The 14,399-nt window shown below is 34.8% G+C and carries 8 protein-coding genes and 1 tRNA gene; 3 read left to right on the top strand and 6 right to left on the bottom strand.

The window, feature by feature from the left end; all coding sequences use genetic code 11:
- Window positions 1-243: 243 nt before the first annotated feature.
- A complete protein-coding gene (locus tag ACIQ2X_RS07145; protein ID WP_396178241.1) occupies window positions 244-1,233 on the bottom strand; it encodes an SH3 domain-containing protein in 990 nt (329 codons plus the stop codon).
- Window positions 1,234-1,609: 376 nt separating this feature from the next.
- Window positions 1,610-1,680: transfer RNA gene (locus ACIQ2X_RS07140), tRNA-Gln, on the bottom strand.
- A gap of 149 nt (window positions 1,681-1,829) precedes the next feature.
- Between ACIQ2X_RS07140 and ACIQ2X_RS07135 the strand changes: the two genes are divergently transcribed.
- Together ACIQ2X_RS07135 and ACIQ2X_RS07130 are read left to right on the top strand one after the other, a co-directional pair.
- On the top strand, window positions 1,830-5,033 hold the full coding sequence (locus ACIQ2X_RS07135; protein WP_396178240.1) for a protein O-mannosyl-transferase family: 3,204 nt from the start codon (window positions 1,830-1,832) through the stop codon (window positions 5,031-5,033).
- A gap of 77 nt (window positions 5,034-5,110) precedes the next feature.
- The gene (locus ACIQ2X_RS07130) at window positions 5,111-5,776 is read left to right on the top strand and encodes a polysaccharide deacetylase family protein (RefSeq protein ID WP_396178239.1); all 666 of its coding nucleotides are present in this window, start codon (window positions 5,111-5,113) and stop codon (window positions 5,774-5,776) included.
- Here the strand turns inward: ACIQ2X_RS07130 and ACIQ2X_RS07125 are convergent.
- The 4 genes from ACIQ2X_RS07125 to ACIQ2X_RS07110 form a co-directional block, all read right to left on the bottom strand.
- On the bottom strand, window positions 5,751-6,047 hold the full coding sequence (locus tag ACIQ2X_RS07125) for a thioredoxin family protein (protein WP_396178238.1): 297 nt from the start codon (window positions 6,045-6,047) through the stop codon (window positions 5,751-5,753). The genes ACIQ2X_RS07130 and ACIQ2X_RS07125 overlap by 26 nt on opposite strands.
- A 53-nt stretch (window positions 6,048-6,100) precedes the next feature.
- Complete coding sequence (locus tag ACIQ2X_RS07120; RefSeq protein ID WP_396178237.1) at window positions 6,101-7,333, bottom strand: metallophosphoesterase; 1,233 nt, start codon at window positions 7,331-7,333, stop codon at window positions 6,101-6,103.
- An 87-nt stretch (window positions 7,334-7,420) separates the two neighbouring features.
- Window positions 7,421-8,167, bottom strand: coding sequence for a LytR/AlgR family response regulator transcription factor (locus ACIQ2X_RS07115; protein WP_396178236.1), 747 nt, complete (start codon window positions 8,165-8,167; stop codon window positions 7,421-7,423).
- A gap of 82 nt (window positions 8,168-8,249) precedes the next feature.
- The gene (locus ACIQ2X_RS07110; RefSeq protein WP_396178235.1) at window positions 8,250-11,165 is read right to left on the bottom strand and encodes a sensor histidine kinase; all 2,916 of its coding nucleotides are present in this window, start codon (window positions 11,163-11,165) and stop codon (window positions 8,250-8,252) included.
- Window positions 11,166-11,350: 185 nt separating this feature from the next.
- Between ACIQ2X_RS07110 and polA the strand changes: the two genes are divergently transcribed.
- Entirely contained in the window at window positions 11,351-14,197 is a 2,847-nt protein-coding gene (gene polA / locus ACIQ2X_RS07105) for a DNA polymerase I (protein WP_396178234.1), read from the top strand.
- The last annotated feature ends 202 nt before the right edge of the window (window positions 14,198-14,399 follow it).

The raw sequence follows: 14,399 nt of genomic DNA, 5'->3' as shown, positions 1-14,399 counted from the left end.
GGTATTTGTACTATAAAAATCAGATTAACAGGTAGGTTTTTTTAGCCATAAAACATACCAAAAAATGTAATAAAAAAGGCAGTTTTTACACTGCCTCATTTTTCGTATATGTGTCAAACTTATTGCTAATTGGTTGCTCCTCAGCAGAGCCAATGTCCTCTTCAGTTTGATGCGGTAATATAATTAATTTAAATTGAAAAATTACCAACTATTTTTGACCACATTACCTTTGAACAAAATGATTTAATCGTATTTCAAAAATTGTTTACTTACCCATTTATCTTCCGAACCTATTTTGCTCCAATCTTTTTGCTCATCGTAAACAAATACTTCTTCGCCCTTTGAAACACTTGCCGTTTTAGGGTAATTTTTTCCCGGACCTGTTCGCACATTTAAGCTTGTAGCAGTAACAGTAGCTCTTTTGACCTCACTTGTATAACGACCGGAAACCCAATGCGAAAGAGAATTGGAAATTTTAAACCAGTTATTCTGTTCCTGATACACCCTCAAAACAGCTCCTCTTTTTACACTGGATCGATCAGTTGCTTTTGCACTTGATGAAGTTGGTAGTACACGAATGTTTAGCTCATCAGTGGCAACCGAAACATATTTCAAAACTGCCGTAGTATCTAATTTTATCTGCCCACTATTGATTTTAGCTTCCACCAATGGCAAAAAATTCAAATTGAAATTAACCACTTTATTACCTCCAAAAAAATTAGATCCTGGACAGGATTTATTGCTTCCACTGCCATTATTGCGGTGTCCATTATCCAACCTAAACCAATGGTGGTATACAATATTATTGGAATCAGGCATTAAGTTAAATCTCTTGCAAATTGAAGCTGTAACAGCAATTATACAGCTTTGTTGCTCAATTGTCATTACATCGCCTCCACTATCAAAATTGCCAAAATTTTCGATGCAGATGGCATTTGCATTTTGATTTAAAATACAAGCTGGCGAATTTTCAAGGCTTCTTCCTGTAACGATTATTCCATCGGGAAATATGGTAAAATGCTGTCCGATATCTTGCCAACCGTTTTGATTGATATGGTGATTTTTCATGGCCAGTTGTCTTTCAAAATGATTGGAACCATTAAAGTGAATGTAACTCGGAATGAACGTATGGTGCTGTTGTATTTTCAAAACTGTTCTCCCCACGCGTACTTGACCTATCCACTTTTCGAATTCGAACAAACTCATTTTAGTAAATCCATACTTTGTTTCCATACTTTTAGTTTTGATTTGTTTTATTGATTGAACAAAGATTGGAGTCGAAATTGGCAAAACCAGACTAACTTGGCTCATATTTCTTCAACCTCATACAAGATCTTTATTTAAAACTAAGATAAAAAAAATCTGTTATATTTTAATAATCAATACTTTAGTTAATTGTAAAAATTATAAAAGAGACTTTATGAACAACAGATTAGCTGAATACAAACACACAGGGTATTTCAAAAAAAAATTATTGGAAACGAAAAACAGAAACATTTTAAGGAAGAGAAAATATAAATAGTATACGAAACCAGCCAATACGAGAAGTAAGTTAAAATAAAAAAGTCTATAATTTGTTGAAATTCAACATTTTATAGGCTTTTAAAAGTTGGTCTACTAGGACTCGAACCTAGAAAGACTGCACCAAAAACAGTTGTGTTACCATTACACCATAGACCAGCTTGCTTATTGCGAGTGCAAATTTAAGACAAAAAAGGAATCAACCAAACTTTTTAGCAAAAAAAATTAAAAAATTATTTTTATCATTTCATTAAGCAAAAAAACATTTTCTTTGTAATTGAAATTTAAAACAAAAATCGCATACTATTATGACGGAATTTAACTTCAAAAAGTGGAATACAATTATGGGGTGGCTCACATTTGCAATAGCACTTGTAACTTATACACTAACGGTTGAGCCTACACTAAGCTTCTGGGATTGTGGAGAATATATTTCGACTGCCGCCAAATTAGAAGTTGGCCATCCTCCAGGAGCGCCTTTATATCAAATGATAGGTGCTTTTTTTGCAATGTTTGCCTTAGACGATTCGCAAGTGGCTTATATGGTCAATATGATGTCTGTTTTTTCAAGTGCCTTTACCGTACTCTTCATGTTTTGGTCCACGTCCATATTACTGACTAAATTTATTTCTCAATTTTCAACAGTTGACAAAAATAATTCTGTTGCCGTTTTAGGAAGCTCTTTTGTAGCCTCATTGGCCTTTACATTTTCAGATAGTTTTTGGTACAATGCAGTTGAAGCAGAAGTGTATGCAATGGCAACTTTGTTGATTTCTGTATTGTTTTGGCTAGGTTTACGCTGGGAACAAGACATGGATAAACCCAAAGGCAATCGTTGGCTTTTAATTATTTCTTTGGTAATTGGACTTTCGTTTGGCGTGCATTTTATGGCATTGCTTACTATCCCTTCAATTGGATTTTTGTATTATTTTAAACATTATAAAACAGTAACTATTACTAATTTTATCATTGCGAATGTTGTTGTAATTTCTGTCTTGCTTTTTATTTTTAAATTATTACTTCCGCTTACGATGGGTTTTTTCGGTCAATCGGAGGTATTTATGGTAAACAATTTAGGTCTGCCTTTTAATTCTGGAACCATTTTCGTTTCGGTATTGTTGATTGGTATTTTCTTTTTTGGACTTCGCTACACGAGAGCCAAAGGCTACATACAATTGAATACTTTGTTGTTATGTGTCTTATTTATATTTGTTGGATTTTCTACTTGGATGATGCTACCTATTCGTGCCAACGCAAATGTAGTAATCAACGAAAACAAACCATCAGATGCCCGAGAAGTTCTGGCTTATTACAATCGTGAACAATATGGTGTAAATCCCCTATTCTACGGCCCTCAATTTACGGACGTTTATGCTGGACTTGATTCAGAAAATCCTTATTTGGACAAAGCCCCTGATTATGAACGCGACTATAAAACTGGTAAATATGTTATTGTAAACAACTATAAAAATGCGTTACAAAATAGTGATGACAATCAAAAATCCGTACTACCAAGAATGTGGAGTACCGATCATGCTGCTAATTATATGAGTTTCACAAAACCTGTTGCCTTTCGATTGAATCCAGAATATGCACAAGAAAAAGAATTGGTTCAGATTGTAAATGAATTTAAAACCGCTTTTAATCAAAACCAAATTGATCTCGACGGTTATAACAAGTTTTTAAAGACCTACAGCGAATATTTAATTATCGAAAAACCAACCATGGGCGATAATTTGAGTTTCATGATTGAATACCAGTTTGGCTATATGTACATGCGGTATTTACTTTGGAATTTTGCAGGAAGACAAAGCGACAATCAAGGTAAATATGACAATTTAGATGGAAACTGGATGACGGGAATCAAAATATTTGACGAAAGTCGCCTTGGTTCTCAGGATAATTTACCCTCTGATGTTGTAAACAACAAAGGACGAAATTTATATTATGGACTTCCCTTTCTTTTGGGTTTACTCGGTTTAATTTACCATGCTAACAAAGATTTAAAAGGTTTTTATGTACTCCTTGCGTTATTTTTATTTACTGGATTTGCGTTAAAAATTTATTTAAATGAACGCCCATTTGAACCAAGAGAACGAGATTATGCTTTGGTAGGTTCTTTTTACGTTTTTGCAATTTGGATTGGTTTCGGTGTATATGCACTATATGAAACTGTTAAAAATTGGCTTCAGCCAAAAATCGCCGGACCAGTTGTAATTGCATTAACACTACTTGTAGCTCCTGTTTTGATGGCTTCCGAGAATTGGGATGACCATAATCGATCAGAAAAATACACAGCATTGGCAATGGCAAAAGCCTATTTGAGTTCTTGTGAACCCAACGCCATTTTATTTACAATTGGCGATAACGATACATTCCCACTTTGGTATGCTCAAGAAATCGAAAATTTCAGAACCGATGTTCGAATTGTCAATACCAGTTTGTTTATGACCGATTGGTACATTGATCAAATGAAAGCCAAAGCTTATGAGTCCGAACCGTTACCCATCTCATTTTCGCACCATCAATATGTGGGTGATAAATTAGATTACACTGTTCATAAACCACTTACGGAAGAACGATGGGATATAAAAGACTTTATCAAATTTATCGCTGATGATGATCCTCGGACAGTTATTAAATTAGAGAATGGGCAAAAAATTCATTTTTACCCTACCAATAGAGTTCGAATTTCAGTCAATAAAGAAGCTGTAATTTCAAGCAAAGTAGTATCCGCTAAATACCATGATTCGATTGTTCCGTATATTGATATAGACATCAAAGGCCAAGCTTTGTACAAAAATCGTTTGATGATGTTAGATCTTATAGCCAATAATAATTGGAAACGTCCAATTTACTTTACCGGCGGAAGTTTTGGCGACGACGATTATCTTTGGATGAAAGACTACCTTCAATTGGATGGTATGGTTTATAAATTAGTTCCGGTAAAAAACTCCGTTGCCGATGCTCCAAGTCCGTTAGATATGGGGCAAATTGACTCTGATAAAATGTATGATATCGTCATGAAATGGGATTGGGGAAATAGCGAAAGTAATTCCATTTATCACGATCCAGAAACCCGCAAAAACAGCATAACGTACCGAACAAATCTTGCTCGATTGATGGAACAATTAATTAACGAAGGCAAAACAGAAAAAGCCAAGAAAATAATTGACCTAGCGATGGAAAAAATGCCGTTGGAACACTTTGGGTACTATACAATGTTGGAGCCTTTTGCCGCAGGATACTATGAATTGGGTGAAAAAGAAAAAGCACGAAAAATATTAACCCAATTGATTGGAAAATACCAAGAGAACCTAAAGTATTACAACTCACTACGAGCGGAAGCTCAAGACGAAATGTATGTTGAAATTGTAACCGATATTGAACGATACCGCGACCTATTATTGGTTATGAAAGACCGTGGCGACACTGCTTTTTATGAGTCCAACAAATCGACTTTTAACACCTACAACCGAATGTTTACGCGCTTCAAACGCGACAGCGAATAAACTTTTGTTTTTATAATCAAAAGCAGTGATTTTAAAGAGTCACTGCTTTTTTTTATCTTTACGAAAACCGCAAACACATGAAATTTTATTGGGTAAAAACGCATTGGTTAGTCAAAAAAATCTTTCGAAGTTTTATTTGGAACGTTCCGACCTCCAAAAAAATCGTCTATATTACTTTTGACGATGGTCCCACCGAGGAAATAACTAATTGGACATTAGAAATGCTAAAAAACTACGGTGCTAAAGCTACCTTCTTTTGTATTGGCAAAAATATTTCTAAACATCCTGATTTATACTTAGAACTGCAAAAACAAGGACACACAGTTGGAAATCATACCTACAATCACCTCAACGGATGGCAATACTCGACAGAATTATTTATGAAAAACGTGGATCAGTGTGAAAAAATACAAAACAAATATTCTTCAAATACCGATTCGACAGAAAAACTGTTTCGTCCGCCTTACGGAAAATTAAAACGAAAGCAAACTAAATTTTTAAAACAAAAGGGGTACAAAATAATAATGTGGGATGTTTTGAGCGCTGATTTTGATACTAAAATTTCTCCTGAGAAATGTGCCCAAAATGTGCTTCGAAATATACAACCAGGCAGCATCATCATTTTTCACGACAGTTGGAAAGCATCTACCAATTTAAAGTACGCTTTGCCTCTAACTCTAGAATATTTGAAAAAAGAAGGATATGAAATGAGACCGCTTAAATTTGCTCCTGAACCAAATTGATAATTGAATTCGCGTCCAATTCTCCTGCTTGACGCCACACCATTTGTCCAGATTTATAAATCATTAAAGTAGGAACGCCTTTGATGCGAAGTGCATCGGCAAGCTCCTGATTTTTATCAACGTCTATTTTAATCACTTTTGCTTTATCACCCAAGGCCGCTGCAACATCACGAATAATTTCGTGCATTGCAATAGACTGCTCGTTCCATTCAGTATAAAAGTCGATTAAAACCGGCATTTCTGCGCTAATTAATTCTCCAAATTTTGACATAAAATTGAAAATTTAGTATAATGATGTACTACAAATGTACTATTTTAAACGAATTATACTACACTTGTTCCTTTTTTTAGTTCAATAACGGTAATTTCTGGCCAAATTCCTACTCGACCAGGATAGGCATGAAATCCAAAACCACGATTTACATAAACATAACGACCTCTATTTTCATACAATCCCGCCCATTGTTTATACACATATTGAACCGGACTCCATTTAAAAAATCCTGGAATTTCAATACCAAACTGCATCCCGTGTGTATGTCCTGAAAGCGTCAATTGAAAATGTTTTTCGTCTTCTTTTACCTGATATTCCCAATGTGACGGATCGTGACTCATCAGAATTTTAAAATCCTGATTTGATAATCCGTTCGAAGCTTTCAATAAATCACCAGCTTGTTTAAAGTTTTTTCCCCAATTTTCTACACCTACGATGGCAATCCTTTGATTGTCTTTTTCAATAAAAGTGTGTTCATTGAGTAATAATTTAAAATCTATTTGGTTATGCAAATCTTTGATGGCTTCAAAATTTTCGTCCTTTAGTTTTTTGGTTGGCCAGGAGATGTACTCGCCATAATCATGATTTCCAAGCACCGAAAATTTACCAAATTTTGTTGTTTTAATCTTTTTAAAGGTATCAATCCACGGATGCATTTCGGTGGCGTGCGTATTGACAATATCGCCTGTAAATAAAATCAAGTCAGATTCTTGCTGATTTATTAAGTCAATTGCGTATTGAATTTTCTCAGGATTGTCAAAACTTCCGCTGTGGATATCTGAAATTTGGGTAATTTTAAAACCGTCAAAAGCATCTGGTAAATCTGGAAAATAAATTTGATTTTTGAGTACTTTAAAATTATACTTTCCTTCAAAAATTCCGTAAATCAAAGAAGCAAATGGAATAGCTGCAACGGCTAAAGCAATCTGACTTACAAACCTCCTTCGATTGGGAATAAAACTCGATGAATTATCGTATTCGACAAAATAATTGGTAATCCCTCGGACGAGTCGGAATAAATCTTCGCCAAACATAAAAATCATCAACAACAATTTAGGAACGTAAACGATTAAAAGCAACCCGAATGTAAAAAGAGATTGTTTATTTTGACCTACCGTTCGATCAAATTGCGAGAACGAATACATAATGTAAACAATAAAAGCAAAAGACAAAAGACCATAAGCAGTCAATATCCACCTAGTTTTAATCAAGGTTCGAAACGCCTGAAAGGCATAAATTTCTATGAAAACGATGATGACAATTAAAAATATCCAACGAAACATTTGCAATTATTTTTAGCAAAATAACAAATTAAGCACTTCAAAAATGGGTTTATTACGAAAAATTTAACGCCTGAGACATCTACAATTTTACAATTTAAAATCCTGAAACTTATTGTACAAATTATTCTTTCTTTCTGCCGAAATCGATAGCGTTTCGCCGTTTTCCATAATGACCATTCCGCCGTCTTGTTTAAGGATTTTTTGAATTCGAGATAAGTTTACGATATGACTTCGGTGAATTCGCAAAAAATTACCCATCGCTTCGAGACGTTCAAAATCAGAAATCTTTTTGGCTACCGTAATTTTATGTTTATCGGTGGTATAAAAATGGGTGTAGGACCCATCTGCTTTTAAGTAGAGGATATTGTGTAGTTCCAAAAAAGTGATGCCATCGCCAGTATTTAAAGCCACTCTTTTTTCCAATGGATTCTCCATATTGTTTTGCAAAGTTTTGAGTTTTTCAACATCATTTGCATTGTCCATTTTTACTTTCTGCAAAGCTTTTTCGAGTGCGTCAATCCGAACGGGTTTCAATATGTAACCCACTGCCGAAAGCTCAAAAGCATTGATGGCATACTCACTAAAAGCGGTTACAAAAATGATTTTAAAGTTGATTTGACTTTCGTCAAAAAACTTTAACAACTCCAACCCCGAATACCCTGGCATCGAAATGTCAAGAAATACCAAGTCCGGTTTGTGCTCGTGAATGGCTTTTACCGCCGAGGGCACGTCCTTGCTTTCTGCCAAAATCACAATATTTGGAAAATTTTCTTCTAAAATTCCTCGAAGCGCTAAGCGTGCATTGACTTCGTCATCTACAATAATAGATTTCATAAACAAGTATATTTAGTATATAATTTAGAATTACTATATTAAGTAAAAATTCAGTAGGTTTTGAGTAATTTAAAAAATATTATCAGTGATTAATGGGAATATAAATTTTAATACGCGTTCCCAATGCGTCGTAGTCCACAGATTTTTTATCAATCACCTCAATATCAATAACTCTGTTTGTAAGTTTATTGATTAATTTGACACGGTTGTCTATCGCTTTTGTGGCAAAAGAAATGTGTTTTTTAATTTTTTGATTGATAAACTCCGACGCTTTTCGACCAATCCCGTTGTCGTCAATGGTAAAACACCAGACATCTTCGAGTAATTCGACCTTGATGTCCAACTTTTTAAAGCCTACTTTGTGCATCAGTCCATGTTTGATCGCATTTTCTATAAAAGGCTGAATAATCATCGAAGGAATTGTGTAATTATTCAAATCCACTCCCTCTGGAAAAGTAATTTTATATTCAAAATCATTGTCGAATCGGGCTTTTTCGAGGGAAACATACAAGTCTATTGTTTCGAATTCCTTTTCAATCGTGACTTCGTTTTTATCGGATGTATCCAAAATTTTCCGCATCAATTCGGAAAATTTGCCCAAATAATCGCTCGCTTTACTTTTTTGATTGGAGTAAATCAAACCTTGCACCGCATGCAATACATTAAAAATAAAATGTGGATTCATTTGAGAACGCAAAGCCGTCAGTTGCGAAAGTGCTAATTGTTCTTTTAACTCTTCGCCTTTACGGGTTTTGATTTCTGCCCAGCGGTATATAAAATACATTACCGCAATTATCGACAAAACTACAATGCTCAAAAACCAAATTCGCAACCAAAAGGGATTGTGAATTTCAAAATTTATTTCTTGAATAGGTGTATATCTTTCGCCTATTTTTATATTTATTTGGAATTTATAAACACCAGGCGTCAGTGCTAAAAAATTGACGTTTTGTACGGCCGAAACAGAAGTGTACCATTTGTCATCTAATCCAATTAGACGGTACCGATAGCTGTAATTTCCCAAACTTTTAAAATGAATGGTTTTAAACTTGATGTTAATGTTGTTTTCATTATATTTTAATGAAAGCCTTTCGATCGGCGTTGTTTTTTTATTATTTACTAAAAAGTCCGTAAAATTAAAAAGAGGAAGTATGCTTTGACTTAAAACTTTTTTTTCGAAATAATAGATTCCTTTATTTGTTGCCAAGATTATAAAGTCCTTAAAGATAGTAATATCATTAATCGTAATTCCTTTGATACACAAATTCAGCTCTGCATTTTTAATGCGTTTGGTTTTATTTTCATAGTAGTCAAATCCTGCATCAGTAACAATCCACAGGCCATTTCCATCACTTGCAATTTTAGTACAGTTATTGTCCGAAAGACCATTTCTTACCGAAAGATGCCTAACTACTTTATCATCCTTGAGTAAAAAAACACCCTTTTGAGAAGTTGCAACCCAAATTGTACCATCTTCATTGAGAAGCATTTCAGCGGCAATCAATGGCTGGTTGTCTGCTGTTCGAATTTCTTTCTCAGTTCCATCCGAACTGTATACAAATAGTCCTTCTATAAAACCATAATAATACTTTTCATTTGATGGATCAAATAAAATAGATTCCGTCCGATTGTTCCTAAAAATAAGGGTTTCAAGATTATTAGGACCGTATTTTATTTCTTTAAACTTGTTTTGAGTATTTGCAAAATTGTGTTTCCCATTTAATTTTCGAGAAATTAAACCTCCAAAAGAAGGTGATGCTATTAGTAAATTACCTCTCAAATCTTCTTTAAGATTTTTACCAAAATACAAATTATTTGGCAACGCCGCTGATTCTCCAATCTTAAAAAAGCCGTAGTTTGTTAAAATCGTATCGCCAATAAAAGTTACAAACTCGATGTTATCTTCCCATTTGGTTTTATACTCTCGGATGCCTTTTCCCGAATTGTTAATTTCTAAAACATAACCATCATTTGTACCTACAAAATAGTGCTCATTAGGTCCCATTGCGATACACATGTAACTTCTTTTTGTGCCAGAAGTCAAATTAAGTTCCCGAATTTTATCATTTGGCAACATAAAAAGTCCTTCGTCTAAACTACTAATCCAATGGTTTCCCTCGAAATCTTGTACGATATCCGTAATTCGAACGCCTTTCAAAAAGCCATTTTTAAATGTCTTATTTTTTTCGTCAAATTTGTAAATCCCTTTGTTACTACAAAGCCATAAAGCGTCTTTCGTTGCAGTTAAACGATTTAAAAAAACTGTATCCAAACCCGAATTTTCTAACGAAATAGTTTGACCTTGAATAAAACAACTTTTATCTAACGACTTAGTGCAGTATGCGATTTCTCCTTTAAAAATTTCCAGGATTTTTTGATTTTTTGAAAGCGCTCGTTTTTCGATTAAAATGTTATTTCGAAAAACCAAAAGAAAGTATCCTGAGGAAACATAGAGTTTTTCGCTTTCTTTATCATATGTAATCGAATTGAAACCATCTTGTGAATCTGTTTTTAATTCATACACTGGCTTTATTTTTCCTGAAACAAAGTGGTATAATGTTTTGTTGGTTAGAATGTATTTGGAATTTTTAATCAAACAAAAATCGACAAGATTGGTATCCGATTGTTCCAAAAGCGCTTTGACTTTTTGCTCTACCCGTAACGCCCCATCTTTTAGAAAAAAAAGCTGATTTGCAAAATTTTTGCACCAAATGGTTCCCTCATGATCCTGCTGGATATTGTTAACAGCGTTTCCTAAAGTTTCGGGAATTTTTATCTGATCAAAATGAACACCATCATAAGTAATTAAGCCTTTAGCAGTTCCTAAATAAAGTAGACCTTGCTTATCTACAAATAAATCATACACCACATCGGAAGACAAACCCTCTAAAAAGGAAATCTTTCGGGTAAGCGGTTGTTGACCAAAACAGTTTTCAGGTATCCAAAAGCAGCTGATAAGTAACGTAATAAAAAAAAGCTTAGGTAGTAGTAACTTCATGCAAAGTTTTTGTTTTTCTCGAAAAAAGTAAACCATAAAGTTAGTTAATTCTAGATTCAAAAATAAGCCGTTTATTGGAAAACTTAAAAAAATAAATTCCAAATGCCATTTGCACATTTCTAAATCGTAAATGAGGCAGAAAACAGCAAAGTTTTGTACATTTGAAATCCATAGAAAAAAAGATTATGTCAGCTCAAAAACGCTTATTCTTATTAGACGCTTATGCTTTGATTTTTAGAGGTTATTATGCCTTTATTAAAAATCCCCGAATCAACTCCAAGGGAATGGACACTTCTGCCATTATGGGATTTATGAACTCACTATTGGATGTTATTAAACGCGAAAAACCCGACCACTTGGCCGTTGCTTTTGACAAAGGCGGAAGTCATGTACGGTCAGAAATGTTTGTCGAATACAAAGCCAATCGAGACGCTACTCCCGAAGCCATAAAAATTGCCGTTCCGTACATTCAAGAACTTTTGAAAGCAATGCACATTCCCATTATTGAAATCGAGGGTTGCGAAGCCGATGATTTGATTGGAACTATTGCCAAACAAGCCGAAAAACAGAATTACAAAGTCTATATGGTTACACCCGATAAGGATTTTGCTCAATTGGTTTCAGAAAATATTTTTATGTGGAAACCCGCTCGAATGGGCAACGGAATCGAAATTTGGGGTGTAGCTGAAGTTTTAGAAAAATTTGAAATTGAACGTCCCGAACAAGTCATTGATTTTCTTGGAATGATGGGAGATGCCGTTGATAATATTCCAGGATTACCGGGTGTAGGCGAAAAAACAGCTAAGAAATTTTTGGCAACCTACGGTTCGTTGGAAAATCTTTTGGCAAACACCCATGAACTCAAAGGAAAAATGAAAGAAAACATCGAAGCCAATAAAGAAAAAGGTATTTTATCCAAAAAGTTGGCTACTATTATCACCGATTGCAATGTGACTTTTAATGAAAAAGACTACGAATTGTCCCGTCCTGATATCGAAAAAACCGAAGCTATATTTCAAGAATTGGAATTCCGACGAATGGCAGAACAGTTTGACAGCTTGTTTCGAATTGACCATAACGCTTCTGCCAATGCAAATCAAGAAGCCAAATTGTACAAAAAACCAAGTATAAAAAACGAAGATCAGTTTGATTTATTTGGTAGTTCTTCAAGTGAAGAATCGCTACATACAAATTCGAGTTATGCTTCGCTCGAAAATACAGAACATTCGTATCAAATTATTCAAGGCGACTTGGGTGTCAAATTGTTGATGCAAAATTTAATGCAGCAAAAATCAGTTTGTTTTGATACCGAAACCACAGGTCTTGACGCCCTTCATGCCGAGTTGGTGGGAATTGCATTTTCTTATGAAAAAGGCAAAGGTTTTTACGTGCCATTTCCCGAAAACAAAGAACAAGCACAAGAATTAATCGAGAAATTACGTCCGTTTTTTGAAAACGAAACCATTGAAAAAATCGGTCAGAATTTAAAATACGATTTAAAAATTCTGTCCAATTATAATGTTGACGTCAAAGAACCACTTTTTGACACGATGATTGCCCATTATTTGATCAATCCCGACATGCGCCACGGGATGGATATCTTGTCGGAAACCTATCTAAATTATGCGCCAAAATCCATTGAAGCGTTGATTGGCAAAAAAGGAAAAGGTCAAAAATCAATGCGCGAAATTGATTTGGAGGATGTTAAAGAATATGCCGTTGAAGATGCAGATGTTACTTTTCAGTTGAAGGAATTTTTCACAGAAGAGCTGGATAAAACTGAAACTAAAAAACTGTTTACCGAAATCGAAATTCCATTGGTAAAAGTATTGGCGGCAATGGAAACGGAAGGGATCAACCTCGACGTCGATTTCTTGAAAAAAATGTCGGTCGAAATGCAAAAAGAAATTGACGTTTTCGAAAAACAAATTTACGAAACGGCTGGCGAGAAATTTAATTTGGCTTCGCCAAAACAACTCGGTGAAATTCTTTTTGACAAATTAAAAATTGGCGGAGCGAAACAAAAGAAAACCAAAACGGGGCAATATGCTACAGGCGAAGAAGTTTTGAGTTATTTGGTAAACGAACACCAAATTGTAAAAGATATATTGGAATGGCGCCAGATGGTAAAATTACAAAGTACCTACATCGACGCTTTGCCCAATCAAGTGGATGTAAAAACAGGCAGAGTTCACACCGATTATATGCAAACCGTTGCAGCTACAGGAAGGCTGAGTTCCAACAATCCCAACTTACAAAACATCCCGATTCGTACTGAAAGAGGACGTTTAATCCGGAAAGCATTTATTGCTCGAGACGAAAACTACACGTTACTTTCTGCCGATTATTCGCAAATTGAACTTCGTATTATTGCGGCATTAAGTGGTGAAGAAAACATGATTGAATCTTTTAGAAAAGGCGAAGACATTCATAAATCTACCGCTTCCAAAGTTTTTAATGTTCCGCTGGAGGAAGTCACTCGTGAACAACGAAGTCACGCAAAAACGGTAAATTTTGGAATTATTTATGGCGTTTCGGCATTTGGATTGAGCAACCAAACCAATCTTTCTCGTGCAGAATCCAAAGATTTGATCGACGCCTATTATGAAACCTACCCCCGACTGAAAGCCTACATTAATGAACAAATTGAGCAGGCCAGAGAATTGGGTTATGTACAAACCGTTTTAGGTAGACGCCGCTATTTGAAAGACATCAATTCGCAAAATGCAATGGTTCGTGGTGGTGCCGAACGAAATGCCGTAAACGCTCCCATTCAAGGAAGTGCGGCAGATATTATCAAAATCGCGATGATCAACATTCATAAAAAATTAGCTTCGAAGCATCCCGACGGTTCGGGATGGAAAAGTAAAATGTTGCTTCAAGTACATGACGAACTTGTTTTTGATGTTCACAATTCTGAACTAGAGCAAATAAAACCGATGATTAAGCACGAAATGGAACATGCTTTTACACTTTCAGTTCCTTTAGAGGTAGAAATGGGAACCGGAAAAAATTGGCTAGAAGCGCATTAGACCTTAATGAATAGACTTCGTTAAAAAACAAATACTTCTTTTAAAAATTGTGCTTATAATTTTTCTTGAAGGTTTAGTTGAAATGCTAGACCCTTGGCCTGTTGCATCCTAAAACTTTAATTTTACTTACTCAAATTTATGAGATGGTAAAAAATTAAAATGCCTCATTGAAATAAACAAAACTATCTATTATATTTGTGGA

The sequence above is a fragment of the Flavobacterium sp. genome, from assembly GCF_044368625.1.
In the GTDB taxonomy this organism is placed as follows: Bacteria; Bacteroidota; Bacteroidia; order Flavobacteriales; family Flavobacteriaceae; genus Flavobacterium.
The sequence above is the reverse complement of the archived record's forward strand: the minus strand, read 5'-3'. Positions and strand labels throughout refer to the sequence as shown.